Source organism: Rouxiella badensis, from assembly GCF_002093665.1.
In the GTDB taxonomy this organism is placed as follows: Bacteria; Pseudomonadota; Gammaproteobacteria; order Enterobacterales; family Enterobacteriaceae; genus Rouxiella; species Rouxiella badensis.
On the sequence record NZ_MRWE01000010.1, the window covers coordinates 69028 to 94787 of the forward strand.

At 54.2% G+C, this 25760-nt stretch carries 23 protein-coding genes; 15 read left to right on the plus strand and 8 right to left on the minus strand.

The window, feature by feature from the left end; translation table 11 throughout:
- Positions 1–65 precede the first annotated feature (65 nt).
- Positions 66–1100: a Mal regulon transcriptional regulator MalI gene (malI, locus tag BS640_RS07965; protein WP_017490609.1), complete on the minus strand. Its 1035-nt coding sequence runs from the start codon at positions 1098–1100 to the stop codon at positions 66–68.
- 202 nt (positions 1101–1302) lie between these two features.
- Between malI and malX the strand changes: the two genes are divergently transcribed.
- From malX to add, 3 genes are all read left to right on the plus strand, one after another.
- A complete protein-coding gene (gene malX, locus BS640_RS07970) occupies positions 1303–2916 on the plus strand; it encodes a maltose/glucose-specific PTS transporter subunit IIBC (protein WP_017490610.1) in 1614 nt (537 codons plus the stop codon).
- 48 nt (positions 2917–2964) lie between these two features.
- Positions 2965–4137 carry a MalY/PatB family protein gene (locus BS640_RS07975; RefSeq protein ID WP_084912330.1) on the plus strand — a complete coding sequence of 391 codons (1173 nt, stop codon included), beginning with the start codon at positions 2965–2967 and terminating at the stop codon, positions 4135–4137.
- 105 nt (positions 4138–4242) lie between these two features.
- A complete protein-coding gene (gene add, locus BS640_RS07980) occupies positions 4243–5241 on the plus strand; it encodes an adenosine deaminase (protein WP_017490612.1) in 999 nt (332 codons plus the stop codon).
- Positions 5242–5330: 89 nt separating this feature from the next.
- Here the strand turns inward: add and BS640_RS07985 are convergent, their stop codons facing one another.
- Both BS640_RS07985 and BS640_RS07990 read right to left on the minus strand, forming a co-directional pair.
- Complete coding sequence (locus BS640_RS07985) at positions 5331–6374, minus strand: oxidoreductase (RefSeq protein ID WP_017490613.1); 1044 nt, start codon at positions 6372–6374, stop codon at positions 5331–5333.
- 352 nt (positions 6375–6726) lie between these two features.
- Positions 6727–7560 carry an IclR family transcriptional regulator domain-containing protein gene (locus BS640_RS07990; protein ID WP_017490614.1) on the minus strand — a complete coding sequence of 278 codons (834 nt, stop codon included), beginning with the start codon at positions 7558–7560 and terminating at the stop codon, positions 6727–6729.
- 199 nt (positions 7561–7759) lie between these two features.
- On the opposite strand from BS640_RS07990, the gene BS640_RS07995 reads away from it, so the two are divergent.
- The 11 genes from BS640_RS07995 (at position 7760) to benD (ending at position 17277) form a co-directional block, all read left to right on the plus strand.
- Entirely contained in the window at positions 7760–8446 is a 687-nt protein-coding gene (locus BS640_RS07995; RefSeq protein ID WP_084912331.1) for a 3-oxoacid CoA-transferase subunit A, read from the plus strand.
- Between the two features lie 9 nt (positions 8447–8455).
- Entirely contained in the window at positions 8456–9121 is a 666-nt protein-coding gene (locus BS640_RS08000) for a 3-oxoacid CoA-transferase subunit B (RefSeq protein ID WP_084912332.1), read from the plus strand.
- Positions 9114–10319 (plus strand): 3-oxoadipyl-CoA thiolase, encoded by a 1206-nt coding sequence (pcaF, locus tag BS640_RS08005; protein WP_084912333.1) that lies wholly within the window; start codon positions 9114–9116, stop codon positions 10317–10319. The genes BS640_RS08000 and pcaF overlap by 8 nt, the downstream gene beginning before the upstream one ends.
- Positions 10320–10329: 10 nt before the next feature.
- Positions 10330–11109 carry a 3-oxoadipate enol-lactonase gene (gene pcaD / locus BS640_RS08010; RefSeq protein WP_017490618.1) on the plus strand — a complete coding sequence of 260 codons (780 nt, stop codon included), beginning with the start codon at positions 10330–10332 and terminating at the stop codon, positions 11107–11109.
- Positions 11093–12211 carry a muconate cycloisomerase family protein gene (locus BS640_RS08015; RefSeq protein WP_017490619.1) on the plus strand — a complete coding sequence of 373 codons (1119 nt, stop codon included), beginning with the start codon at positions 11093–11095 and terminating at the stop codon, positions 12209–12211. Before pcaD ends, BS640_RS08015 begins: the two co-directional genes overlap by 17 nt.
- Before the next feature lie 71 nt (positions 12212–12282).
- Positions 12283–12573 carry a muconolactone Delta-isomerase gene (gene catC / locus BS640_RS08020; protein ID WP_017490620.1) on the plus strand — a complete coding sequence of 97 codons (291 nt, stop codon included), beginning with the start codon at positions 12283–12285 and terminating at the stop codon, positions 12571–12573.
- Between the two features lie 35 nt (positions 12574–12608).
- The gene (gene catA, locus BS640_RS08025; RefSeq protein ID WP_084912334.1) at positions 12609–13535 is read left to right on the plus strand and encodes a catechol 1,2-dioxygenase; all 927 of its coding nucleotides are present in this window, start codon (positions 12609–12611) and stop codon (positions 13533–13535) included.
- Between the two features lie 70 nt (positions 13536–13605).
- Positions 13606–14970: a Rieske 2Fe-2S domain-containing protein gene (locus tag BS640_RS08030; protein ID WP_084912335.1), complete on the plus strand. Its 1365-nt coding sequence runs from the start codon at positions 13606–13608 to the stop codon at positions 14968–14970.
- On the plus strand, positions 14970–15458 hold the full coding sequence (gene benB, locus BS640_RS08035) for a benzoate 1,2-dioxygenase small subunit (protein WP_084912336.1): 489 nt from the start codon (positions 14970–14972) through the stop codon (positions 15456–15458). Before BS640_RS08030 ends, benB begins: the two co-directional genes overlap by 1 nt.
- 9 nt (positions 15459–15467) lie before the next feature.
- Positions 15468–16493, plus strand: coding sequence for a benzoate 1,2-dioxygenase electron transfer component BenC (benC, locus tag BS640_RS08040; RefSeq protein WP_084912337.1), 1026 nt, complete (start codon positions 15468–15470; stop codon positions 16491–16493).
- Position 16494: 1 nt separating this feature from the next.
- Positions 16495–17277: a benzoate diol dehydrogenase BenD gene (gene benD, locus BS640_RS08045; RefSeq protein ID WP_017490625.1), complete on the plus strand. Its 783-nt coding sequence runs from the start codon at positions 16495–16497 to the stop codon at positions 17275–17277.
- A gap of 75 nt (positions 17278–17352) precedes the next feature.
- On the opposite strand, the gene BS640_RS08050 is transcribed toward benD, so the two are convergent.
- The 5 genes from BS640_RS08050 to BS640_RS08070 all read right to left on the minus strand — a co-directional run bounded on the left by BS640_RS08050 (position 17353) and on the right by BS640_RS08070 (position 23616).
- On the minus strand, positions 17353–18354 hold the full coding sequence (locus BS640_RS08050; RefSeq protein ID WP_225741478.1) for an LA_2272 family surface repeat-containing protein: 1002 nt from the start codon (positions 18352–18354) through the stop codon (positions 17353–17355).
- A 573-nt stretch (positions 18355–18927) separates the two neighbouring features.
- On the minus strand, positions 18928–19863 hold the full coding sequence (gene araC, locus BS640_RS08055) for an arabinose operon transcriptional regulator AraC (protein ID WP_017490627.1): 936 nt from the start codon (positions 19861–19863) through the stop codon (positions 18928–18930).
- A 142-nt stretch (positions 19864–20005) separates the two neighbouring features.
- On the minus strand, positions 20006–21010 hold the full coding sequence (araH, locus tag BS640_RS08060) for an L-arabinose ABC transporter permease AraH (RefSeq protein ID WP_017490628.1): 1005 nt from the start codon (positions 21008–21010) through the stop codon (positions 20006–20008).
- A gap of 25 nt (positions 21011–21035) precedes the next feature.
- Positions 21036–22625: an L-arabinose ABC transporter ATP-binding protein AraG gene (gene araG / locus BS640_RS08065; RefSeq protein WP_084912338.1), complete on the minus strand. Its 1590-nt coding sequence runs from the start codon at positions 22623–22625 to the stop codon at positions 21036–21038.
- 1 nt (position 22626) lies between these two features.
- Positions 22627–23616, minus strand: coding sequence for an arabinose ABC transporter substrate-binding protein (locus tag BS640_RS08070; RefSeq protein ID WP_017490630.1), 990 nt, complete (start codon positions 23614–23616; stop codon positions 22627–22629).
- Positions 23617–24035: 419 nt separating this feature from the next.
- On the opposite strand from BS640_RS08070, the gene BS640_RS08075 reads away from it, so the two are divergent.
- Positions 24036–25715 (plus strand): ribulokinase, encoded by a 1680-nt coding sequence (locus BS640_RS08075; protein WP_017490631.1) that lies wholly within the window; start codon positions 24036–24038, stop codon positions 25713–25715.
- Positions 25716–25760: the final 45 nt, after the last annotated feature.

The following is a 25760-nucleotide window of genomic DNA, read 5'->3' on the forward strand; positions in this document are numbered from 1 at the left end:
TGCATGACGCCTCTAAGGCCCACTTCGGTGGGCTTTTTTGAGTCGATTGAAAACGTAACCTTTGTCTACGCCGACCCACGCTCTACGATTGACGCGTTCACGATAATATCCTGCGTTTCTAGATTCTGCCCGCCGATACGCAGCAGCAAACGTCTGGCAGCCGCGTAGCCAATTTCACGCGCCGAACTTGAAACCGAGGTCAAAGGCGGTTCCGTGAGCGCCAGTTCAGGAGAATCCTCGATGCCTATCAGCGCCACCTGTCGCTGAAAAAGGTTATCCATCGAACTCCCTGCGACCTGATTTCCGGTTCGCAATACGCCAAAATAGGCTCCCAGCGCCACCGAAGCCTTATGGCAAACAATAGCGCTGATTTTGGGATAACGCCGAAGCAGACTTTCTGCGGCGTCTGCCGCATGCCCGTAATGATAATCGCACTCGATAATCCACTCACTGCGAAAAGGCAGGCCATACTGGAGCAGTGTCGCGCAAAATCCCCCCAGACGTTCAGCCCGGGTTAATGAGCTGCCCAGCCCACCGAGATAGGCAATCTGCTTGTGCCCGTGGCGAATCAGGTATTCGGTAGCGATTTTTGCCGCCTGCATATTGTCGGGACGCACCAGATCAACGCCCTCACTGCCGCCAGATCGCGAGGCGCAGATCAGCGGCACGCCCTGAGCGGCGGCTTTTTCCCGCAGACTGTGATTGACGTGCTGAATCCCGCCCGCAATCACGATGCCGTCAACGCCGTGGGTCAAGAGGGTATCGAAACAGCGCTCCAGCCCCTTTCCGGTCGCTCCGCTTTGCAACAGGAAGATAACCTTGCCTTGCGCTTCAAACATTTCACTCAGCCCGGCGGTCATTTCGGCATAAAACGGCTCGCAGATATCACGCACGATAAGCCCAATCACGCCGGACTCCCCGCCGCGCAGCGAACTTGCCTGACGATTGCGAACAAAACCCAACTGCTCAATCGCCTGATTTACCCGCGCACTGGTCGCCTGCGAAATACGTCCTTTCCCACTCAACACCAGGGAGACGGTGGCAACTGATACGCCCGCCGTCGAGGCAACGTCGGTGATGGTCACTTTTTTGGACATCATGGCTTCCCGCTCATTAAGACCCGTTCCTTTACCTAATCCGGCAGCAATAGATTAAACGTTTAACCTTAAAACAGGACAAATCAAATTTTCATTGCTTAATTATGTGAACATGGTCAATTAAAACCCAGGTAAAACGTTTTATCTTATCGCCGGTCGATTACCTATAAATTTTGTAAAATCAATTTTCCCTAAGGGAGTTTTTATGCCAGCGAGTCGAAAACAACGCGTTACCCTCTGGGAATTTTTCCAGAGTTTAGGCAAGACCTTTATGCTGCCGGTTGCCCTGCTGTCGTTCTGCGGCATCATGCTGGGTATTGGCAGCTCGTTAAGCAGCCGGGACGTCATTACCCTGTTACCTGCCGTTGGAAACCCCGTTTTCCAGCTGATTTTCACCTGGATGAGCAAAGTTGGTTCATTCGGTTTCAGCTATCTGCCGGTCATGTTTGCCATGGCGATCCCCCTTGGCATGGCGCGTGATAACAAGGGTGTCGCAGCGTTCTCAGGCTTTGTCGGCTTCGTGGTATTAAATCTGGCAACCAATTTTTACCTGACCACCAAGGGGATCCTGCCTTCGGCCGACCCACTGGTCCTCAAAGCCAATAATATACAAAATATTCTTGGGATTCAGTCGATTGATACCGGTATTTTGGGCGCAGTCATTGTGGGCATCATTGTTTACCTGCTGCACGAGCGTTTCAACACCATTCGGCTGCCCGACGCGCTGGCCTTCTTCGGCGGTACTCGCTTTGTGCCTATCGTCACCTCCGTGGTGCTCGGTCTCTGCGGTTTGGTTGTGCCGCTGATCTGGCCGTGGTTTGCGGCAGGCATTACCGGACTTGGGCGCTTGATCCACGACGCAGGTATTTTCGGCCCGATGATTTTTGGCACCGGGGAGCGCCTGTTGCTGCCTTTCGGCCTGCAACATATTCTGGTGGCCATCATTCGCTTTACCGAAGCAGGCGGAACGCTCGACGTCTGCGGCCGCGAAGTCAGCGGTGCGCTGACCATCTTCCAGGCTCAGCTCTCATGCCCAACGACGCACGGCTTTGCCGAAAGCGCGACACAGTTCCTGTCACAGGGCAAAATGCCGGCGTTTCTGGGCGGTTTGCCGGGCGCTGCGTTAGCCATGTATCACTGCGCCAAGCCTGAGAATCGTCATAAAATTAAAGGGTTATTGATTTCCGGCGTGGTTGCCTGCGTCGTAGGCGGCACAACCGAACCTATCGAGTTCCTGTTCCTGTTCGTCGCACCGGTGCTTTACCTGTTGCACGCCGTACTCACCGGATTAGGCTTTACCGTCATGTCGCTGCTCGGCGTCACCATCGGCAATACTGACGGCAATATCATTGACTTTGTGGTCTTCGGCATACTCCACGGCACCGCGACCAAGTGGTATCTGGTCCCCGTGGTCGCGGCGATATGGTTCGTGGGCTACTACGCAATTTTCCGCTTCGCTATCACTCGCTTCAATATCAAGACGCCGGGTAGAGAGTCAGACGCCCTCCCCGTCGCCACGCCCGCGCGTTCAGGCAGTAAATCGGGCTATAACGTGCCTGAAATACTGACCGCACTCGGCGGAGCGGCAAACATCATTACCCTCGACAACTGCATCACACGTTTGCGTCTGTCGGTGCATGATATGTCGCGCGTAGATGACGCGCAGCTAAAAGCCCATCGTGCAATCGGCGTAGTTCATCTTAACGAACACAATTTGCAGGTGGTGATCGGTCCTCAGGTCCAGTCGGTTAAAGACGAGCTTGATAGCTTGCTGAGGCAGCAACCCACAGCCTCGGACTCTACGCCGTTAACGGTATGATATTCCTCAGGGTGAGCCTGCTCACCCTGATTTATTTGTGAGGATGTTATGTTTGATTTTGACACCCCGGTCGACAGACAGGGTACCTGGTGCACCCAGTGGGACTATATTGCCGACAGGTTTGGCCGCGCTGACCTGCTGCCATTTACCATCTCGGACATGGACTTTGCCACCGCCCCCTGCATTCTCGAGGCGCTGCAAAAAAGGCTGTCTCACGGCGTACTGGGCTACAGCCGCTGGCAACACCCCGATTTCACCGGGGCTATTGCTCACTGGTATCAGACCCGTTTTCACTGTGCCATAAACCCTGAAGCACTGGTTTATGGACCCTCGGTCATCTATATGGTGGCTCAGCTCATCCGTCAATGGAGCGCGGCGGGCGACAGCGTACTTATTTTCACCCCCGCCTACGACGCCTTTTACAAGACCATCAGCGGAAATCAGAGAAAAGTCATCTCTTCACCCTTGCAAAAAATCAACCAGCAATGGGAGATGGACCTTTCGCTGCTTGAGACTCAGCTTGCCGAACAGGAGTGCAAGATTTTACTGCTGTGCAGCCCGCACAATCCCACCGGCAAGGTGTGGACGCGGCAGGAACTGGTGACAATCGACAGGCTGTGCCAAAAATATCAGGTAAAAGTCATTAGTGATGAAATTCACATGGACATGGTATGGGGCAAAAATCAGCATCTGCCTTGGTCATCAATCGGTAGCGGCCACTGGGCGCTGGTCACCTCCGGCTCCAAGACATTTAATATCCCGGCATTAACCGGCGCTTACGGCCTGATAAATCACGCCGCTGACCGCGCGGCTTACCTTCAGCAACTCAAAAACACCGATGGCCTCTCCTCGCCCGCCGTACTTTCCGTATTAGCACACATTACCGCCTATACGCAGGCCGCGCCGTGGCTCGATGCACTGCGGCAGTATCTCGAAGCCAATCTGTCGTTTGTCGCCAGGCAGCTTAATGACGCGTTTGCCGAACTAGACTGGCAGCCACCGCAGTCGACTTATCTGGCCTGGATTGATTTACGTCCGCTAAATATTGATGATGAGGCGTTGCAGACCGAGCTTATCGAGCGCCAGGGCGTCGCGATGATGCCGGGCATAACCTACGGCGAAGAGGGGCGCGGCTTTCTCAGGCTAAACGTCGGCTGTTCACGCGCCAAGCTTGAAAAAGGCGTTGAGAAGCTGATTGCAGGTTTACAGGCCGTTCGCTGACCGTATGGTTTACAAAATCAGCAGTCAAATCATAACTCCGTGCCAGCACCCGTCGAAAACGCTATAATAGTTTGCACTTTATCGACAATAAAATGGGTGCTGCCAATGATTGACTCTCGTCTTCCGCTTACTGATATTCACCGCCACCTTGATGGCAACATTCGCGCCCAAACCATTCTCGACCTAGGTCGTCAATTTAATATCGCCCTGCCCGCCAATGAAATTGAAGCGCTGCGTCCGCACGTTCAGGTCACTAAAACCGAACCGGATCTAGTGAGCTTCCTGCAAAAACTGGACTGGGGTGTTGCCGTTCTGGGTTCTCTCGATGCCTGTCACCGTATTGCGCAGGAAAACGTGGCCGACGCGGCCAGAGCAGGCCTGCATTATGCCGAGCTGCGTTTTTCACCGTATTACATGGCGATGAACCACAAACTGCCGGTCGCAGGCGTTGTCGAGGCGGTGATTGACGGCGTGCGTCGCGGCTGCCGTGACCATGACATTGATATCAACCTGATTGGCATTCTCAGCCGCACCTTCGGTGAAGACGCCTGCCTGCAAGAGCTCGACGGGCTTCTTGCCCACAAAGACGGTATCACCGCGCTCGACTTGGCCGGCGATGAACTCGGCTTTCCGGGCAGCCTGTTCCTCGATCATTTCAACAAAGGCCGTGACGCAGGATGGCGTATCACCGTGCACGCGGGCGAAGCGGCCGGTCCAGAGAGCATCTGGCAGGCGATTCGTGAGCTGGGTGCGGAACGAATCGGCCACGGCGTGAAGGCCGCAGAAGACCCCGAGCTGATGGATTTCCTGGCTAAACACCAGATTGGTATTGAGTCATGCCTGACCTCGAATATCCAGACCAGCACCGTGTCTGCACTGGAAAAACACCCGCTGGCGACCTTCTTGCGCCACGGCGTGCTGGCCTCAATCAACACCGATGACCCGGCCGTTCAGGGGATCGAAATTGCGCATGAGTACAACGTTGCCGCCCCGGCCGCGGGCTTAACTCAGGCCGAGATTCGTCAGGCTCAGATAAATGGCCTGACGATGGCGTTCCTGAGCGAAGCAGACAAGCAGCGAATTAACGTTAAGGTTCAGGGGTAATTTAGGTTTTCTTAAAGATAATCTTTAGCGATAAAAAAGGGCCAGAACAGAATGTCTGGCCCTTTTATTTTGCGTATTGAAACAGGCGCTTATTTAGGAACGGGCAGCGTCTTTTGCTGCTGCGCCGACTGAATACCTAACTCAATGAGCTCCATGACGCGAATAGACTGCTCGGCGGTGACCGGGTTTTCGCCCTGTCCGTTAATGGCATCACGCACACCGGCGTAATAAGCCGGATAATTACCCGGAATCGTTAACAGGCTCTTTTCTGCCAACACGCCTTCATGACTCAAGGTGACCACGCCGTCACGCATGTCATATCCCCAGTCAGGCTGAGGAAGACGTTCACCCGATTTAAGCCGGTCTTCCTGCGGATCGAGGCCGTATTTCACATAGCTCCCCTTTTCACCCTGCACGATATATCGCGCCGTTTCCGCCGCGGCATAAACGGTGCTGTGCAATACAACGCGCAGACGTGGGTAAGTGAGGACAGTATTGAAATAGTCCACCGCTTTGGCGCCGGGCCTCTGCATTGCCTGATCCGACTGAATAGTGTCGGGAAGCCCAAAGAGTTCGAGAGCCTGATCGAGCAGGTGTGAACCCAGATCGTACCAAATACCGCTACCGAGCTCCGCGGACTCGCGCCAGCGGGTTTGTACCTCAGGGCGATAGCGGTCGTAGTGTGATTCGAAATAGACGATATCCCCAAGAGCCCCTTCTTTGATAAGCGCCTTAACGGTCAGGAAGTCGGCGTCCCAGCGGCGGTTATGAAAAACTGACAGCAGCTTTCCCCGCTCTTGCGCGAGAATATTTAGCGAACGCGCCTCACCCAGCGTGACGGTAAAAGGCTTATCGACCACCACATGCTTGCCTGCTTCCAGCGCCTGCTGCGCCAACGGGAAATGGGTAGCATTGGGGGTCGGGATAACCACCAAATCGATAGTCGGGTCGTTAAAAACGTCCTCTGGGGAAGCCACCACCTGCACCGAAGGCCAGTCGGCATTGACTTTTTCAGCATTACTGCTTGATACCACGGCCAGTTCCAACCCTGGCGTACCGGAAATCAGCGGAGAATGAAACGTTTTACTGGCAAATCCATAGCCAATAAGCCCAACGCGTAAAGGAGTCGTCATGATGTTATTTCCCTGATCCTGCGAGTAAGAGGTGCTTCGAGTTTAGCGCAAAACAATCGGTGATTCATGTCGTTAAACGGCGTTTTGAGGCCAAAGAAAGCCTTGATGAATGCGCTTGAGGGTTTACGGAGATACGTAATATTACGGCTAATCTTTCGAGGAAAACGCTTATCCACAAGAAATAATTTCGTCATTCCTAAATATCATAAAATACAACAATTTTATTTTGTTGCCGATTTAACCTTTTACACTACTCTTAAAATATTTCCCTGGTGTGTTAGATTTTACTCGCTTAATGCGGGTTTTTTTTATCTGCTTATCGGTGCCTAAATTCTCGTTATTCAATTATAGATTAAATTAATAATGCCAATTCCATTGCCGCTCGCTGCAAGCGTGGCAGGAACTTTTCCTGCAAATCCGCGACGCTCATCTGTGAAGCGTGGGTTCCCACATTCATTGCGGCAACCACTCCCTCTTTGCGTGAATACATCGGCACTGCCATGGAACGCAGCCCTAACTCAAGCTGTTGATCGTTAATGGCAAATCCTTGAGCTTTAACCTTCTTCAGCTCCTTTCGCAGCCGTTGCTCATCGGTAATAGTGAATTCCGTTAGTGGCTCAAGTTTGACGCGCGAGAAATAACTGCCTAATTCCTCTTCGCTTAGCTCGCTTAATAACACCATGCCCATCGACGTCGCATATGCCGGTAACCGACTGCCACGACCTAAATCTATTTTCATGATCCTTTTCATCGATGCGCGGGCAATATAAAGAATATTATCGCCGTCGAGTGTAGCAACAGAACAGGACTCACCTAATTGTTTACTTAAATAATCGAGAGAATATTGCGCCTGACGGGCCAACTCCGAAGAGTTGAGGTAGGCGTGACCAATGGTCAGCACGCGGGGCAGCAGATGGTAATTCCTGTTATCGGGCGAGTAAACGAACCCCAGTGCGCTCAGAGTATACAGGCAGCGTCTGACGACCGCACGATGCAGCCCGGTCATCTGGCTCAACTGCGGAACAGACATAGCAAAAAACTCGGGACTGAAGGCCTGTAAAACCACCAGCCCACGGGCCAACGAGGCCATAAAATCGGGGTCTCCCTTATAGCGAACGTTCGCCAGTTCACTGACTTCCTGCACGCGCAGCAGTTCAGCCTCGCTAATCCTGTAGGGCTCTTTCATTAGTCACTCCCTTTATAATCAACAGGTTAAATAGTTAACTTACTAAACTCATCCGCTGTTTTTCCAAGCAACATCACAATTTTATCACATATTTAACGATTGTTTCGATAATCGCACAAAGTATTGATATTCGCACTTGTTGATGTTCCCCGCGTGACTTAAGTTAAATACACATACCGTTTGAGAGGACAAAACGACGATGATTAACAAAGTGATCCAGTCAGCAGATGAGGCCGTGGCGGATATCCACGACGGCGCGGTCCTGATGATTGGCGGCTTTGGGCCAGCGGGGCAACCTACTGAATTACTTGATGCCCTAATCCGCCTTGGCCCCAGGGATCTGACCCTGATCAGCAATAACGCCGGTAACGGTGATTATGGGTTGGCGGCGCTGCTCAAGGCCGGGTGCGTGCGCAAGATAATCTGTTCCTTCCCACGGCAGACTGACTCATGGGTGTTTGACCAATTGTATCGTGAGAAGAAGATTGAGCTGGAACTGGTGCCGCAAGGCAATCTGGTCGCGCGCATTCAGGCAGGCGGTTCAGGCATCGCGGCGCTCTATACTCCAACGGCGTACGGCACCGAATTGGCCGCCGGAAAAGAGACCCGAGAGTTCGACGGCGTTCACTATGTTCTTGAAACCGCTCTCAAGGCTGACTTTTCGCTGATTAAGGCCCTTCACGGCGATCGCTGGGGCAATCTGACCTTCAACAAGACCGGTCGCAACTTTGGCCCCATCATGGCGGCCGCGAGCAAATGCACGCTAGCGCAGGTTGATAAGTTGGTGGCTCTCGGCGAGATAGATCCCGAGAACGTGATAACACCGGGCATTTTCGTTAAGCGCGTGGTGCAGGTTCATCCACAGCAGGTCAGCCTGACGGCATAAGGAGCTTTTGTGAATACGCTAAACCACAATCAATTAGCAGAACGTATCGCGCAGGACATCCCCGAGGGAGCCTGCGTCAATCTCGGTATCGGGCTGCCGACCCTCATCGCTAACTATCTGCCCTCTGATAAAGAAATTTTGCTGCACAGCGAGAATGGCATTTTGGGGATGGGTCCAACCCCCGCCGAACAGGATATCGATCCCGAACTGATTAACGCGGGCAAACAGCCGGTAACGTTGCTGGCAGGAGGATGCTTTTTCCATCACGGCGACTCCTTTGCCATGATGCGCGGTGGCCATCTGGATATTTGCGTGCTGGGCGCCTATCAGGTGTCGGTAAAGGGTGATTTGGCCAACTGGAGCACCGGGGCAAAAGATTCGATTCCGGCCGTGGGCGGCGCGATGGATCTCGCCATTGGCGCCAAAAAGGTCTACGTGATGACCGACCACCTGACCAAGAAAGGCCAGTGCAAAATTGTCGAGGCCTGCACCTACCCGCTTACCGGCATGGGCTGCATCGACCGAATCTACACCGATATGGCGGTGATGGACGTCACCCCCACCGGTATCGTGGTGAAAGAGCTTTTTGGGGATGTCACCGCCGAGTATTTGCAGGAGGTTACACCGGTCAAACTGACCTTCGCGCTGAAGAATAAAGAGGTGTCTCATGTCTAATGCCTACGTTTGCTACAGCGTCCGTACCCCGTTTGGCCGACTTAACGGCAGCCTGGCAAACGTGCGCGCCGACGATTTGGCCGCCATTCCTCTGCGGGCGCTGATTGAACACTATCCCCATCTCGACCTCGAGGCTATCGATGACGTGCTGCTGGGCTGCGCCAATCAGGCGGGTGAAGACAATCGCAACGTGGCGCGTATGGCCTCGCTGCTCGCCGGTTTCCCGACTAGCGTGCCAGGTTGCACGCTCAACCGCCTCTGTGGTTCCAGCCTCGACGCTGTTGCGACCGCCGCAAGGGCTATCAAAAGTGGTGAATGTGACCTGATGGTCGCGGGCGGCGTCGAGAGTATGTCGCGTGCGCCCTACGTGATGGGTAAAGCCGAGTCCGCGTTCAGCCGCCAAATGAAAATCGAAGACACCACCATGGGTTGGCGCTTTATCAATCCGGCGATGAAAAGCCGCTACGGCGTGGAATCGATGCCGCAGACAGCCGAAAATCTGGCGCGTAAATACGCCATCAGCCGAGGGGATCAGGACGCATTCGCCCTGCGTAGCCAGCAGCGCACCGCCGAAGCACAACAAAATGGATTCTATGACCCGCAGATTGTGGCGGTGACGATTCCAGGGGGTAAAAAAGAACCCTCGATGGCCTTCAGTAAGGATGAACACCCACGCGCCACCTCACTGGAAATATTAAGCAAGTTGAAACCGGTGGTCGACGTCGAAGGAACCATCACGGCGGGGAATGCCTCAGGACTGAATGATGGAGCCTGCGCCCTGCTGATTGCCAGTCAAGCCGCCCTGACGCGCCATGACCTTCAGCCGATGGCCCGCATTGTCGGCAGCGCCACCAGCGGCGTAGAACCCAGCGTAATGGGCTTTGGCCCGGTAAGTGCCGTCCACCGCGTTCTCGAAAAGGCCGGGCTGACCCTGCAACAGATGGATGTTATCGAACTCAATGAAGCCTTTGCCGCTCAGGCGCTGAGCGTGACCCGCGCCCTCGGCCTGCCCGACGACGCCGAGTGGATTAACCCCAACGGCGGTGCCATCGCGCTCGGCCATCCGCTGGGTGCATCGGGCGGCAGGCTGGTGATGAACGCCGCGCATCAGTTGCAAAAAGTGAAAGGTAAATATGCACTGTGCACGATGTGTATCGGCGTAGGCCAAGGCATCGCGCTGATTCTGGAAAGCGTCTGAGGAGACAGATATGGATCTCGAATACCGTCTCGACGGCCCGGCCAACGCGCCTGTATTGGTGCTGTCCAATTCGCTGGGCACCACCTGGACGATGTGGGACGCGCAGTTTACCGACTTCAATAAATATTTCCGCGTGCTGCGTTACAACACCCGCGGGCACGGTAACTCGCCGCTGAACGGCGGGAAAATGTCTCTCGCCTCGCTGGGCAAAGACGTGATTGACCTGATGAATCATCTCAATATCGAAAAGGCCAGTTTTTGCGGAATTTCCCTCGGTGGGATGACCGGGATGTGGCTCAACCGCCATTACCCTACCCATTTCAACCGTTTGGTGGTGGCAAATACGGCGGCCAAAATTGGCGACACCGATGCCTGGCTGACGCGGGCGAAAACCGTGCGTACCGAAGGCATGCAGTCTGTGGCCGACGGTTCGGCCAGCCGCTGGTTCACCAAAGACTATATCCGTGCACGCCCCGGTATCGTCGATGCCCTGGTCGACGGCATTGAGCAACTCGACCCGTTGGGCTATGCCGCCTGCTGCGAGGTATTAGCCTACGCCGACCTGCGTGAAGAGGTGGCGAAAATGGAACGCCCCATGCTGGTGATAGCCGGGGAGCATGACCCCGTGACCACGCTCGCCGAGGCAGAGTGGATCATAGAACGCGCCAGCGATGCACAAATCTGTCTCGTTCCCGCTTCACACTTATCGAATATTGCCTGTCCGGTGATGTTCAGCCGACAGACGCTTAACTATCTGACTTCAGGAGCTACACATGTCATTAACGATTAACGCCATTGAGTGCTGGTTGGTGGATATTCCCACCATTCGTCCGCACAAACTTTCGATGGTGACCATGGGCTGTCAGACCTTGACCCTCGTTAAAATGTCCTGCTCGGGCGGCGTGGTTGGCTGGGGTGAGGCGACGACCATCGGCGGTCTGAGCTATGGACCGGAGAGTCCAGAGGCCATCAAGTCCGCTATCGACCATTATCTTGCTCCTCTCCTTTGTCATCAGCCGTTTACCGGGGTCGAGGCGCTCTCGCGCAAAATGAATTCGGTGGTCAAAGGCAATACCTTTGCCAAGTCGGCGCTGGAAACCGCGTTCCTCGATGCGCAAGGCAAAACGCTGAATGTCCCGGTGAGCGAACTGCTGGGCGGAAGATTGACCGATGAACTGCCGGTGCTGTGGACGCTGGCGAGCGGCAGCACTGAGAAAGATATTGATGAAGGACATCGTCTGATTGCCGAGGGGCGTCACCGGGCGTTTAAGCTGAAGATCGGTGCCAATGCGCTGCAAACAGACCTTAAGCATGCGTTAGCTATCAAGGCCGCGCTGGGGGAAAACATTCCGGTACACGTTGACGTCAATCAGGCGTGGGACATGACAACGGCCCTGCTTGCTATTCCGCAACTGTTTAAAGGCGGGATTACGATGATCGAGCAGCCGATTCCTTTGCACGACCAGCGTAACCTGATTGCCCTGAGCCAGCGCGTCGAGGCAACGCTTCTCGCCGATGAGGCCGTACCCGACTATCACTGCGGATTCTCACTGGCCAGTGGCGGTTTCACCGGAGCCTTTGCCCTGAAGATTGCCAAGGCTGGCGGCCCGGCGCAGGTCATCAAACTGGCACGCGTTGCCCAGGCGGCGGGCATTTCGCTGTATGGCGGCACCATGCTTGAAGGTACGCTGGGCACGGTGAGTTCCTTACACGCCTGGTCGACGCTTGAGATGAAATCCGGCACCGAGATGTTTGGCCCGCTGTTATTAAAAGACGATATTGTGGTGCAATCGCTTGAATATAGAAATGGTCACGTAGTCATACCATCAGGTCCGGGATTAGGTGTGGAAATAGATACAGATAAACTTAAGCACTATTCGCGTAACGAATAACACAAGGAGTCCAGTAAATTAAATTTTATTAATAAGATAGTTAAATCAACAGTGACAAGGAGAAATTTAAAATGTTATTTCAGGTTGATATGGTCGTTAATATTCCCGATTCACTGCCCAAGGAACAGGCAGATGAAATTAAGGCGCGAGAAAAGCTATACTCGCAAAAATTACAGCACGAGGGAAAATGGCGTCACATTTGGCGCGTTGCGGGGAAATATGAAAATATCAGTATTTTTGACGTCAAGGATAATACCGAACTTCATGAAATACTGACCGGACTGCCACTGTATCCTTATATGACCATGACGATACGTCCGCTTTGCCGTCATCCTTCGTCTATAAGAGATAACGATAAGTAATAATTTGGCCTGTACCCTACAATGAGGATTAAGCTATGTCACATAATATAATAAATCCAGCTGAGCTGGAAAAACTACTCAACATAAGCTGCGGTCTCGACACTAAACAAGGTAATCCACGTTTCAAAGCTATTTTGCATCGTTTAATGGGCGACGTTTGTCGCACCATTGACGAATTTGATATTACCGACGAAGAGTTTTGGCAGGCGGTTAATTATCTCAACGTGCTGGGTGAGCGCAAAGAGGTGGCGCTCCTCGCCGCCGGCCTGGGACTGGAGCATTTCCTCGACATGCGCGCCGACGCCAAAGAAAAGGCCGCGAGCCTACACGGCGGAACGCCGCGCACCATAGAAGGGCCGCTGTATGTCGCTAATGCCCCGTTGAGCGACAAGTTTGCGCGCATGGACGACGGCAAAGACGACGGTGAACCCATGTGGCTCTATGGGCAGGTGACTGACCCTGATAACCAGCCGATTGCCGGCGCGGTGGTCGATATCTGGCACGCTAATACGCTGGGTAATTACTCGTTCTTCGACTCGTCGCAAACCGACTATAACCTGCGCCGCCGCATCAAAACCGGCCCCGACGGGCGCTATGCGGTGAGGAGCATTATTCCTTCTGGCTACGGCTGTCCACCGGATGGGCCAACCCAGGCACTTTTGAATCACGTGGGTCGCCACGGTAATCGCCCGGCTCATATTCATTTCTTTGTTTCTGGCCCAGGTTTTAAGCATCTGACCACCCAAATCAATTTAAGCGGTGACCCCTATTTATGGGATGATTTTGCCTTTGCCACGCGCGATGAGTTAATTGCAGACCCTGTTAAAGTTACAGACGAAAAAATAGCCCAGCAGCGTGATATTCCCGTATCACACACGGAGGTTAAATTCGATTTTAAACTCACCCCCGTTACCACGACTGAGGAGCAAGTAAGAATAAAAAGAGAAAGAGCCATGGAATAGCGCACTTAATGTTCTTTCCTTGAGAACAAGTTAACGCCCTTCCCCTATTTTACAGCAAAGAGGAATTAAGATGAGCGAAATTATTTCGCAGCGTTCGCGCACGCTTGAAGAAAAAATAAATAACGCCCTGATTATCGATAAAGAGGCCGGTATTTATAAATGTCATCGCAGTATCTTTACCGACCCGGAATTATTCGAGTTAGAAATGGAAAATATATTTGAGGGGAACTGGGCGTTCCTTGCCCATGAAAGTCAAATCGCCAACCCTGGCGATTATTATACTCTCACGCTAGGCCGCCAGCCCATCATGATCACTCGCGATAAAAGCGGAGAGTTAAACGCTGTTATTAATAGTTGTTCCCACCGTGGCGCGATGTTAGCGACCCGAAAAACGGGCAATAAAAGCTCATTTACCTGTCCGTTCCACGGCTGGACTTTCAGCAATAACGGCAAACTGTTAAAAGCAAAAGATGAAAAGACCGGAGGCTATCCTCCCTGCTTTAAAAAAGAAGGGTCGCACGACCTTAAAGCGCTGCCGCGTTTCGCCAATTATAAAGGTTTCCTGTTTGGCAGCCTGAATGACAACGTCTGCGAACTGGCGGAATATTTAGGTGACACCAAACAGGTCATCGACCTGATTACCGATCCAGCCGAAGAAGGTCTGGAAGTGGTGCCAGGCACCTCGAGCTATACCTATGAGGGCAACTGGAAGCTACAGATGGAAAACGGAGCCGACGGTTATCACGTTAGCGTCGTTCACTGGAACTACGCCTCTACCATGTCTCGCCGCAACTACGAAGAAAACGCCACCCACACCGTAGACGCCAACGGCTGGTCAAAAAGTGAAGGCGGCGTCTACGGCTTCGAAAACGGCCATATGCTGCTGTGGACCAAGGTGCTGAACCCTGAGGTGCGCCCTATCTATAAACATCATGAGCGGCTCAAACAGCAGTTTGGTGAGGCGAAGGCCAATCTGATGGTTAACGAGACCCGTAATCTGTGCCTGTATCCCAACCTGTATCTGATGGACCAGTTCTCCACTCAGTTGCGCATCGTCAGGCCGATTGCGGTCGATAAAACCGAGGTCACCATCTTCTGCTTCGGCACGAAAGGCGAAAGTGACGAAGACCGTGCGCTGCGTATTCGTCAGTACGAAGACTTCTTCAACGTCAGCGGCATGGGTACGCCAGACGATCTCGAAGAGTTCCGTGCCTGCCAGACCGGCTATAACGGGCACAATCTGCCGTGGAGCGACATGAGCCGAGGTGCGACCCGCTGGGTCGACGGTGCAGACAACAACGCCAAGCTAATGGACATTTCTCCGCTGATGACCGGCACCAGCGCCGAGGATGAAGCGCTGTACATCACCCACCACCATTACTGGCAACAAACCCTGCTTAACGCTCTAAGCCAGCGCGACAAGGAGGCCCACTGATGTCTTCACTACAACAGCAAATTGAGCAATTTTTTTATCGTGAGGCACGCTTGTTGGACGACCGGGAATGGGATGCATGGCTGGAGTGCTATCACCCGCATACCGAGTACTGGATGCCGGCCTGGGGCGATGACGACTGCCTGACCACGGATCCGCAGCGTGAGGTCTCGCTGATTTACTACCACACCCGCGGCGGCCTGGAAGACCGTGTCTATCGCATTAAAACCGAACGTTCGGCGGCAAGCACGCCTGAGCCGCGTACCACCCACCTGCTGAGCAATATCGAGGTGTTGAGCGACGAAGGCAATCAGGTCGAGGTCCGTTACAACTGGTGCACCTACAGCCATCGCTATAAAAGCGCTGAACACTTCTTTGGCAATACGCAATGCACCTTGGTAAAAGCCGGTGAAAGCTTCCAGATTAAGCGAAAGAAGATCCAGCTCAACAACGACTACATCAATCACGTCATTGATATTTATCATTTATAGAGGTGGAAAATGGCTTATACCATCGCGCTCAATTTTGAAGACGGCGTTAGCCGCTTCATCGAATGCAACGAAAACGAAAAGGTGCTGGATGCCGCCTATCGCCAGCAGGTCAATCTGCCGATGGACTGCTCCGACGGCGTCTGCGGGACCTGTAAATGCCATTGCGAATCCGGGAGGTATGACCTCGGCGACGAGTATCTCGAAGAGGCGTTGTCGGAACAGGAATTCGAAGACGGTCAGGTCCTGACCTGCCAGATGATCCCGAACTCAGACTGCGTTATCTCCGTGCCGCTCTCATCGCAGATGTGTAAAACCGGCAGTGAAACCTATACCGCCCAGGTGGTACGCGCCGAATCGTTGTCCGACAGCGCCATCGAACTGAACCTCGAACTGACCAGTCATCTTGGAGTCCCGTTCCTCAGCGGGCAGTATGTCAACATTCAGCTACCGAACAGTCAGGACACCCGAGCCTATTCGTTCAGCTCGATGCCCGGTGAAAAGACGCTCTCTTTTCTTATCCGCAACGTGCCCAATGGCCGGATGAGTCAATATCTGACCACCCAGGCCAAACCGGGCGATGTTCTGAATCTGACCGGGCCTCAGGGCAGTTTTTATTTGCGTGAAGTCACGCGCCCCATTCTGATGCTGGCCGGTGGCACTGGCCTCGCTCCCTTCCTGTCGATGCTTCACCAGTTGCAGGGGTCCGAGCTCAAGCATCAGGTGCATCTGATTTATGGCGTATCACGTGACGTCGATACGGTAAAACTGGCCCAGCTTGAGGCCTTTGCGGCGCAAATTCCGCAGTTCAGCTTCAGCGTTTGCGTGACCGACCCTGCGTCTTCAGCCGAGCTTAAAGGCTATGTCACCGACCATATCGAGCCGGGTCAGATCAATGACGGCGAGGTTGACATCTATCTCTGCGGTCCACCGCCGATGGTTGAAGCCGTGATCACGTTCCTAAAATCAAAATCCATTACCCCGCGCAACTTCTACTACGAGAAATTCGCGCCTCAGGTGAGCAAAGAGACCGCTTAACATGACGAATCAACGTTTTAAAGACCGCGTAATGGTCATTACCGGCGCGGCACAGGGAATTGGCAAAGCCGTTGCCGAACGGGCTGCCGCGGAAGGCGCAAAACTGGTGCTTATCGACCGTGCAGAATGGGTCGATACCCTGGCGCAGCAGTTACGGGAGACCGGCAGCGACGTGCTGTCACTCAGGGCTGACCTCGAACAGTGGGAAAGCACGGCCGCCGCCTTTGAGGAGGCGCATCAGCACTTCGGCAGACTGGACATTCTGGTAAACAACGTCGGGGGCACCATTTGGGCGCGGCCTTATGCTGAATACTCGCCGCAGCAGATTGAGGCCGAAATCCGCCGCTCGCTGTTTCCTACGCTGTGGGGCTGTCGCGCCGTGTTGCCTTACCTGCTCGAACAACGCTACGGCGCGATTGTTAACGTCTCCTCTGTCGCGACGCGGGGCGTGCATCGCGTCCCCTATTCCGCGTCGAAAGGGGGCGTCAATGCGCTGACCCAATCCCTGGCTTTCGAGTATTCTGGAACCGGTATCAGGATTAATGCAACGGCCCCGGGCGGGACTGATGCCCCGGCCAGACTGACGCCACGTAACCAGGAAAAACCGACCGCACAAGAAACAGAGTGGTATCAGGGCGTGGTTAATCAAACCCTTGAAACCAGCCTGATGCATCGCTATGGAACCGTTACCGAGCAGGCGGCGGCCATACTGTTTCTCGCCAGCGACGACGCCAGCTACATTACCGGCACCGTATTGCCCGTGGCGGGCGGCGACCTCGGCTAAAGAGCGCATAAAGCAAGACGGCCCGCGATGCAGTATCGCGGGCCGTCTTTACACATGAAGCCTTTTAGAAAAAACTTAGAACGAACGGTGGAAGTTAACCAACGGCAGAACAGGTACCGCTGCGTTGGTCGCCACGTTGATCAGACCAATCTGCAGACCTTCAAGGTCTTTGGTGGCGTTGAACAGACCAAACTGGAAGTGGGTGCTGTCAGCATAGTTAATCACACCAATATCGGTGGTGCTGTCGGCTGACACGTTGATTGCACCCAGGTTCAAGCCTTTAACATTGTGGGAAATGTTGATGGCACCGAGGTTCACACCGGTCACGTCGTGAGAGAAGTTCAGAGCACCGACGTTGGCACCCTCAACGTCCCAGGCGACGTTCGCTGCACCCAGATTAAGACCCGTCACGTCCCAGGTACGGTTGAAGGCAGAAACGTTGGCACCGGTCACGTTTTCAGACCAGTTGAAGGCGCTGAGGTTGGCGCCGGTGACGTTGCCTGATTTGTTCACTACGCCGAAGTTCAGGCCGGTAATGTTGCCTTCGCTCCAGTTACCGATTGCACCGATGTTCAGGCCGGTGACGTTGCCGGTATGGTTAATCACGCTGACGTTGGCACCGGTGGTTTCACCGGTGGTCCAGTTGAACGGGCTGACGTTCAAACCTTCAACCGAACCCTGGGTATAGTTGCCGACACCGGCAAGGTTCAGGCCGTTCACATCGGCCGTCATGTTGGCAATGCCGAGGTTAACACCGTCGATGTTTTTTGCGGCGCTGTAGATACCGACGTTGACACCGTTGAGGTCGCCCACCTGGTTAGCGAGGCTCAGGTTTAGACCATTGTCTTCGCCACCGTGCCAGTTGAACAGGCCAATAGCCGCACCGTTCATGCCGTTACGAATGTGAGAACCGGCCGCCGCACCGAGCTGGAAGCCGTTCAGGTGGTCAATCTCGTCATAACCGAGGATTGGCAGGTCGAAACCGTTTACCGTGCCAGTATCACCGTACAAGAATGTGCCGTGAAAACCATTGACGTCTTTGTCCGCTGGGAAATTACCGAAAGACGATACTTGCACGGGGGCCGCATTACTCATTGCAGAAAACATTGTGCAGGAAAGTAATAAAGCTAGAGTTGAACGTTTCATTTCCTCTATCTCTCTTTATTTTGATTTGTTATTAACCGGGTTGCTTTGCAAGTTCCAGTACCCCTATTTTTGCTCAAGCGTTAACGTTAAGCTGGGAATAAGCATGACCCCGCAAACCCTTGGTATCTTATCAAAAAATGCTTGTTTCCCGCTGATTTCGCCCGTTTTCGCACTCAGAGACAATAAACAGGACACAATTAAAGCGGACTAATCACATATAGTGATAGTCTCACCCAGACAAAAGAATAAATATTAAACAGCGTAGGCTCGATGTTACAAAATATATTAATCAGAAATTCTTTCCACAATAAGCGATATATTTAATGGGATTTAAATTATATTTAACCGTATATTTTAAAACGCAGAAGGGACTAATTATTGGAAGTTACAAGAATGAGGCGGGAACAACGAGGGGGTCTTGTGGAACCCTCGTTGGCGAGGCTGGGACAGCGCCCAACCTCAGCGTCAGACGCTGTTCTGAGCAAAAAGCGTTGCAATCAAAAATCAGTAATTATAGGTGGCAGCGTTTTCATTCTCAGGCCACGGATGCGACCGATAAGGCTTCGCAGGGTAATTTATCTCAATGCTGCGCCGACGGAAATCGCTGGGACTTACGCCGACCCGTTTACGGAAAACGCGAGAAAAATAGAGCTGATCGTCGTAACCCACGACCCGGCCAATGGTGGCTATCGATTCCTGGGTCGTTTGCAACAGCAGTTTGGCGCGGATAACCCGTTGGTCCTCCCGCCAGCGCAGGATATTAATCCCAACCTGCTCGCGGAACAGGTGCGCCAGCCGCGAAGGAGAAAGGCAAACGTGGCGGGCGACTTCGTCAATACGCAACTCTCCGGCCAGATTGCCGGTGATAAACTGACAGGCCTCGATAACGCGCGGATCCATGATTTTCTGCGGACTCTGCGGGTCTTCTTCCATCGCACGCAGCAGCAGCCTTTCTAACAAATTCATCCCAAGCTCTTCGCCGAAACGACGACCGGACTTTTGCGTTTGTTCGATATTGGCAAACAAGCGGTCAAATTCCAGCAGCAGGGTATTGTTGGGCAGAGAAAGACGACCGACGTCGCGGGTCTTGGTGTGCCATTCCAGCCAGTCGGCCCAGTAGGCACGAGGGCGGAAATATACCCAACGGTGATACCAACAGTCGCTGTTGGACGAGCGTGCATAGAGATGGCGCGCCTTGGGCGGAAACAGCAGCAAATCGCCGGGATTACAGTAAAACGTGTCTTCGCCGTCGAACACCTTACCCTGCCCTTTAACGGTCAGATTAAGGATGTAGCCCTTCATGCCACCGGGCCGGTCGATGGAGAAATCAAGCGGCCCGTCGGCCAAAATGGGCGTCATGCCGGCGACCAGATACGCGTTGAAACTGTAGCCGGGGAGTAGCGGATTGGACTGCTGGTCCTGAATCATGCGGTGATACATCGGGCCTCCTTAAATCGTCACGCTGGTCTAACCATTCTATCGGGCAATAGAATTACTGCCCGTTTGCGTTAAAGAAATGTGAAGGAAATACACTTTTCTGAGCATTTATCACACCAAAGGCCCATTTAAAAACTGGAATCGTTTACACAGCGCGTTTCGCTTTCTGTTTGTAGCGGTCAAAAATCACCGCCGCGAGCAGGATGAGGCCACGCACCACGTACTGCGAGAAGGGGGAAATATTTAAAAGATTCATCGCATTTTCGACGGTGCCAAGAATCAGCACACCGGCGACAACATAGGAGATTTTACCGATGCCTCCCTTGAGCGACACGCCGCCCAGTACGCAGGCCGAGATAACGATCAGCTCATAGCCCAGCGAAGTCATCGGCTGGCCGCTGGTCATGCGCGAGGCCAGGATAATGCCCGCCGCCGCTGAGACCAGCCCTGACAATACGAAGATGATGATTTTAGTCCGCACCACCGGTACCCCGGCCAGACGTGCGGCTTCCTCATTACCGCCGATCGCCAGCGTATTGCGGCCAAAGGTGGTTTTGTTGAGCAACAGACCAAAGGCTATCAGGCAACCGACGGTTATCCAGATAGGGGCAGGCAGGCCAAGCCAGTTGGCGTAGCCCAGCTCGAAGAAGCGTTCGTCTTCAATGCCCACCGCTTTACCATCAGAAATGATATAGGCCAGGCCGCGCACAATTTGCATGGTGGCCAAGGTGGTTATCAAGGCGTTGATTTTCAATCGGGCAATCACGAAGCCGTTTACCAGCCCGGAAAGCACGCCCAGCAGCAGACCCGCCGCCACGCCAATCCACAGGCTTTCCGTCATGTTGATAACCACGGCGGTGGTGACCCCCGCACAGGCAATGACTGACGCAACCGACAGGTCAAAATCGCCGGAGGCCAAACAGAACAGCATGCCGCAGGCCACCATGCCGGACATTGAGATGGCCAGCCCTAGCCCTTTCATATTGATAAAAGAGCTAAAGTTGGGCACGAAAATCGAGCAGGCGATAAACAGCGCGGCGAACACCACCAGCATGCCGTAGCTGTCCCAGATGCGCATCAGGTTTTGCCCGCTGCGCGCGGCAGCGTTCGGCTGTTCGGGTTTGGTAGAATTGGTTGTCATACTGGACATCATTTAACTCCTGCTTGGACCGCGTTTAGGCCGCATCCGGGGTGGTTTCTGGATTTAATGTCGGGGTACGCAGCATCGCCATGCCCAGCGCTTTTTCTTCCGTAGCCTGGTCGTGTGTCAGCTCGCCGGAAAGCGTGCCTTCGCGCATCACCAGAATTCGGTCGGCCAGCCCAAGCACTTCAGGCAGGTCGCTGGAGGCAAACAGCACGGCAACCCCCTGTTTTGCCAGTGCATAAATCACGCTATAAATCTCGTGTTTGGCACCCACATCGATGCCGCGCGTCGGTTCGTCAAGCAAGATGACCTTCATGTCTTCCGACAACCAGCGCCCCAGAATAGCCTTCTGCTGATTGCCTCCTGACAGGTTCATGATCAGCTGCTCGGCGCTCGGCGTCTTGATGTTCAACGCCTTGATTTGCTTGCCGGCATTGTCCGTCTCCCACTGATTATTGATCAAGCATCCGACCTTCACGCTCTTGCGTCGCGCGCTGATGTTGATGTTGTCTCGCACCGAGTGCACGGGAATTATCCCGTCGGCCTTACGGTCTTCGGGGCACAGCATAATGCCCTGACGAATCGCGTCGATCGGGGTGTTTATCTTCAACGGCTGGCCGTCGAGCAACACCCTGCCGCGGGTTATTCGGGTGCCGCCAAACAGGCCTTTCATCAGCTCGCTGCGGCCCGCGCCGACCAGCCCAAACAGCCCGACGATTTCTCCCTGTCGTACGCTGAGGCTAATTTCTGACTTCACGCCCGGCGCTTTCACCGCCTCAAGCTGGAGTCGTACCTCACCCAGCGGTCGTGGTTGATAATCGAAAATATCGCCAAGATTACGTCCGACCATCGCCTGCACCAGAATATCGTTGTCGACCTGCTGCATGTCGTCGAAGGTGCGGACATAACGACCGTCCTTAAACACGGTGATGGCGTCACTCAGGGCAAAAATTTCCTCCATACGATGCGAGACATAAACGATCACCCGACCTTCGGATTTCAGCTCGCGGATAACTCTAAACAGCTGCTCAATCTCGCGCGCAGACAGCGAGCTGGTCGGTTCATCGAAGGCGATAACCTTGGCGTTTCGCGCCAGCGCCTTGGCGATTTCAACCATCTGCCATTGGCCGATCGACAGATATTTCAACGGCGTGTCGGGGTCGATATCCAGCCCGAGATGTTCGAGCTGAAGTTTTGCCTCGTAGCGCAGCAGCTTGCGATTCACCCAGCCGCGTCGGCTCGGCAACTGGCCGAGATAGATGTTCTCTGCCACGGTCATCTCCGGCACCAGATGCAGCTCCTGATAGATAATCGCCACCCCGGCGTCCAGCGCGTCGGTGGTGTTGCTAAAAGTGACCGGCTGCCCTTTTATTAAGATTTGCCCCTGAGTCGGGCTGTAATACCCGCTCAGAATCTTCAGCAGGGTAGATTTCCCCGCGCCGTTTTCGCCCATCAGGGCATGGATCTGCCCCGCGTAGCAGTTGAAGCTAATGCCCTCCAGCGCCTTGACGCCGGGAAAGGTTTTGCCGATCCCCTCAAAAGTCAGATAGGGCTGGCGGACGTCGAATGCCTCAATCGAAGGGTTGAGCGCCGTTGATGACGGGGTCGAGAGCAAAGTCATGTTACTTGCCTCCCAGGCCTTTCTTGTCGAGTTCAGCCTTGAAGTTGTCGCGTGTTATCAGCACCACGTCGGTGACTTCGGTGAACTTCGGCGGCTCAACGCCTTTGGTTACCCAGTTATTCAGCATTTGGATACTTTTATAACCGTGTACGTCCGGGCTAGGTAACAGCGAACCGTAAAATCCGGTCTGTTCATTTTTGGAAAGCTCGTTAACCGCGTCAACGCCGTTAATACCGATACCGATGACGTTTGCGGCCTTGAAGCCCTGCCCTTCGGTCGCACGCACGCCGCCCAACACGGTGTTGTCATTCATGCCCAGAATCAGCCAATTTTTCACCCCCGGATGCTGTACCAGCAGGGAGTTGCCCGCGTCGAGTGCGCCCGGAATATCGTTGGACTTGGTCGGAACTTTGTAAATCTGGGCCGCCGGGAAACCGGCCGCTTTCAGAGCGTCCATCGCGCCTGTGGTACGGCGGCGAGCGGTATCCAGCTCATCGGCGGTAATCGCCATGACGCCGGTATCGGCAACCTTCCAGCCGCGTTTTTGCATCTCTTTATACAACTCCTGTCCCTGACGCTCGCCAATTTTACTCGCCGCCATCATCACCAACGGTACGTCCTCCATCGGCTTGCCCTTGGCATTCACAAACTGGTCGTCGACGGCGATAACCTTCAGGTCATAGCTTTTAGCCTTGGCCATAATTGCAGGCCCAAGGCGCGGGTCCGGCGTACAAATCACAAAGCCCTTCGCGCCGTTTGCCGCGAGACTGTCAATGGCGTTCAACGTTTTCTCACCGTCGGGCACAGCAATCTTGATAACCTGGAAGCCGAGATCTTTCCCCGCCTTGTCTGCAAATTTCCATTCAGTCTGGAACCAGGGTTCTTCGGGTTGTTTCACCAGAAAACCCAGCTTCAGGGTCTCGGCCATAGCCGAATGTGACATAACCGCAGCCAGTCCAACTGCCGCCAGCGCCTTAGTGAATTTATGCATGATGCTCTCCGACTTCTTATTGTTGTTAGCCCCGTCATTCGGCGGGACTGTGAAAACGTTATCAGCAGGGTGCTTCCAAAAAAACCACCAATAAACCTTGCGATACGTAGATTCATTAATGGATTCAGATAAGACGAACTCAGTTTTAGCCGGATTGCTTTCTAAATAGGTAGAGCGCTATCACACTTTAAAATTGCAGCCATTTAGTACATATATTCAGCAAAATCACCCTCAAGTGAAGTTATGACCCGCTTCACATAACCTTAATAAGGAGCAGAAAAGTACATACTTCCAGCAATCGTCTCCTCACTGCCTGACGACCCGCCCTCCTATGGTTATCAACAGTACACGTCGCCTGCGTTTTGGGACGACCTGCACCCTATAAACGTGTCAAGTAGCTTACCTTTGGGGAGATAACCATGGCGCAAGGCGCAATTGCTCTTGGTCTGGATTTTGGGAGTGACTCGGTCCGCGTACTGGCCGTGGATTGTCACAGCGGAAAAGAGATAGATACCGACGTGGTGTATTACCCACGCTGGCAGGAAGGCCTCTACTGTCAAGCGGGAAAAAACCAGTTTCGCCATCACCCCCTCGACTATATCGAGGCGATGGAAACGGCAATAAACAATCTCACTGCGCGCCTCGGCCGTGAAACCAGCGCACGGATTATCGGCATCGGTGTCGATTCAACCGGTTCTACGCCTGCGCCGATTGACGCACAGGGACAGGTTCTGGCGCTGAGGCCCGAATTTGCCGACAACCCGAACGCCATGTTTGTCCTGTGGAAAGACCACACCGCCATCAATGAGGCGGAAGAGATCAACCGCCTGTGCCGCAGCGGTGACTTCCCTGACTACACCCGCTACATCGGCGGAGTGTATTCGTCCGAATGGTTCTGGGCCAAGATTCTGCACGTCTCGCGCGAGGACCGCGCCGTTCGCGAAGCCGCGGCCTCCTGGGTCGAACTCTGCGACTGGGTGCCCGCCCTGCTTTCAGGCACCACCGCGCCGCAGTCTCTTGCCCGAGGCCGCTGCAGCACCGGTCACAAGATGCTCTGGCACCCTTCCTGGGGAGGATTCCCGCCGCGCGATTTCTTTATGGCACTCGACCGGACGCTGGTTGAGAACCTACCTTATCCACTGTTTAGCGAGACGCAAACCGCCGAAAAACCCGTTGGCACCCTCAGCGCCGAGTGGGCAGAACGTCTTGGCCTCTCGCAGCAGGTGGTGATTTCGGGCGGCGCCTTTGACTGCCATATGGGGGCAGTCGGCGCCGGTGCGCAGCCTTATACGCTGGTTAAAGTCATTGGCACCTCAACCTGCGACATTCTGATTGCCGACAAACAACGCGTCGGCGAGCGCGCCATTGCCGGCATTTGCGGGCAGGTTGACGGCAGCGTCGTGCCGGAAATGATCGGTATGGAGGCCGGACAATCGGCGTTCGGCGACATGTATGCCTGGTTTAGCCAGCTGCTGAGCTGGCCACTGGTGCAGCTGGCCGCCAGACATCCGGCGCTCAGACCGCAAATCAATGAGATGAAAAAGACGCTGCTGGCGGACCTGACCGCCGCCTGGGCCGCTAACCCTTCTCTGGACACCCTGCCGCTGGTGCTCGACTGGTTCAACGGTCGCCGCACGCCGTTTGCCAACCAGCGCCTGAAAGGGGTTATCACTGATATCAACCTCGGCACGCAGGCGCCAGAGCTGTTTGGCGGCTTCATCGCCGCCACCGCCTTTGGCGCTCGCGCCATCATGGAGTGTTTCGAGCAGCAGGATATTCCAGTCGAGAACGTGCTGACCCTCGGCGGCATCGCGCGTAAATCGCCGGTCATCATGCAGGTTTGCGCCGACGTGATGAACCGTCCGCTGCAAATCGTCGCCTCAGACCAATGCTGCGCACTCGGTGCTGCCATCTTTGCCGCCTGCGCCGCCGGAGAGTTCGACTCCGTGCCGCTGGCTCAGGCCGCTATGGCCTGCCGTATCGAGAAAACGCTGCTGCCCCACCCGCAGCGTGCCGCCCAGTTTCAACAACTTTACGAACGCTATCAGCAGTGGTGTCAGGCATCTGAACCGCTGTTTAGTGCCGCCAACCCGGCTTGATTTTTCTCGCTGGTTTGAGACCAGCGGCCAATTTCCCTCGTGCAG

What these genes read in the sequence shown, in the direction of transcription:
- malI (WP_017490609.1), bottom strand. Translation starts at nt 1,100, where the DNA reads ATGATGTCCAAAAAAGTGACCATCACCGACGTTGCCTCGACGGCGGGC.
- malX (WP_017490610.1), top strand. Translation starts at nt 1,303, where the DNA reads ATGCCAGCGAGTCGAAAACAACGCGTTACCCTCTGGGAATTTTTCCAG.
- BS640_RS07975 (WP_084912330.1), top strand. Translation starts at nt 2,965, where the DNA reads ATGTTTGATTTTGACACCCCGGTCGACAGACAGGGTACCTGGTGCACC.
- add (WP_017490612.1), top strand. Translation starts at nt 4,243, where the DNA reads ATGATTGACTCTCGTCTTCCGCTTACTGATATTCACCGCCACCTTGAT.
- BS640_RS07985 (WP_017490613.1), bottom strand. Translation starts at nt 6,374, where the DNA reads ATGACGACTCCTTTACGCGTTGGGCTTATTGGCTATGGATTTGCCAGT.
- BS640_RS07990 (WP_017490614.1), bottom strand. Translation starts at nt 7,560, where the DNA reads ATGAAAGAGCCCTACAGGATTAGCGAGGCTGAACTGCTGCGCGTGCAG.
- BS640_RS07995 (WP_084912331.1), top strand. Translation starts at nt 7,760, where the DNA reads ATGATTAACAAAGTGATCCAGTCAGCAGATGAGGCCGTGGCGGATATC.
- pcaF (WP_084912333.1), top strand. Translation starts at nt 9,114, where the DNA reads ATGTCTAATGCCTACGTTTGCTACAGCGTCCGTACCCCGTTTGGCCGA.
- pcaD (WP_017490618.1), top strand. Translation starts at nt 10,330, where the DNA reads ATGGATCTCGAATACCGTCTCGACGGCCCGGCCAACGCGCCTGTATTG.
- BS640_RS08015 (WP_017490619.1), top strand. Translation starts at nt 11,093, where the DNA reads ATGTCATTAACGATTAACGCCATTGAGTGCTGGTTGGTGGATATTCCC.
- catC (WP_017490620.1), top strand. Translation starts at nt 12,283, where the DNA reads ATGTTATTTCAGGTTGATATGGTCGTTAATATTCCCGATTCACTGCCC.
- catA (WP_084912334.1), top strand. Translation starts at nt 12,609, where the DNA reads ATGTCACATAATATAATAAATCCAGCTGAGCTGGAAAAACTACTCAAC.
- BS640_RS08030 (WP_084912335.1), top strand. Translation starts at nt 13,606, where the DNA reads ATGAGCGAAATTATTTCGCAGCGTTCGCGCACGCTTGAAGAAAAAATA.
- benB (WP_084912336.1), top strand. Translation starts at nt 14,970, where the DNA reads ATGTCTTCACTACAACAGCAAATTGAGCAATTTTTTTATCGTGAGGCA.
- benC (WP_084912337.1), top strand. Translation starts at nt 15,468, where the DNA reads ATGGCTTATACCATCGCGCTCAATTTTGAAGACGGCGTTAGCCGCTTC.
- benD (WP_017490625.1), top strand. Translation starts at nt 16,495, where the DNA reads ATGACGAATCAACGTTTTAAAGACCGCGTAATGGTCATTACCGGCGCG.
- araC (WP_017490627.1), bottom strand. Translation starts at nt 19,863, where the DNA reads ATGTATCACCGCATGATTCAGGACCAGCAGTCCAATCCGCTACTCCCC.
- araH (WP_017490628.1), bottom strand. Translation starts at nt 21,010, where the DNA reads ATGTCCAGTATGACAACCAATTCTACCAAACCCGAACAGCCGAACGCT.
- araG (WP_084912338.1), bottom strand. Translation starts at nt 22,625, where the DNA reads ATGACTTTGCTCTCGACCCCGTCATCAACGGCGCTCAACCCTTCGATT.
- BS640_RS08070 (WP_017490630.1), bottom strand. Translation starts at nt 23,616, where the DNA reads ATGCATAAATTCACTAAGGCGCTGGCGGCAGTTGGACTGGCTGCGGTT.
- BS640_RS08075 (WP_017490631.1), top strand. Translation starts at nt 24,036, where the DNA reads ATGGCGCAAGGCGCAATTGCTCTTGGTCTGGATTTTGGGAGTGACTCG.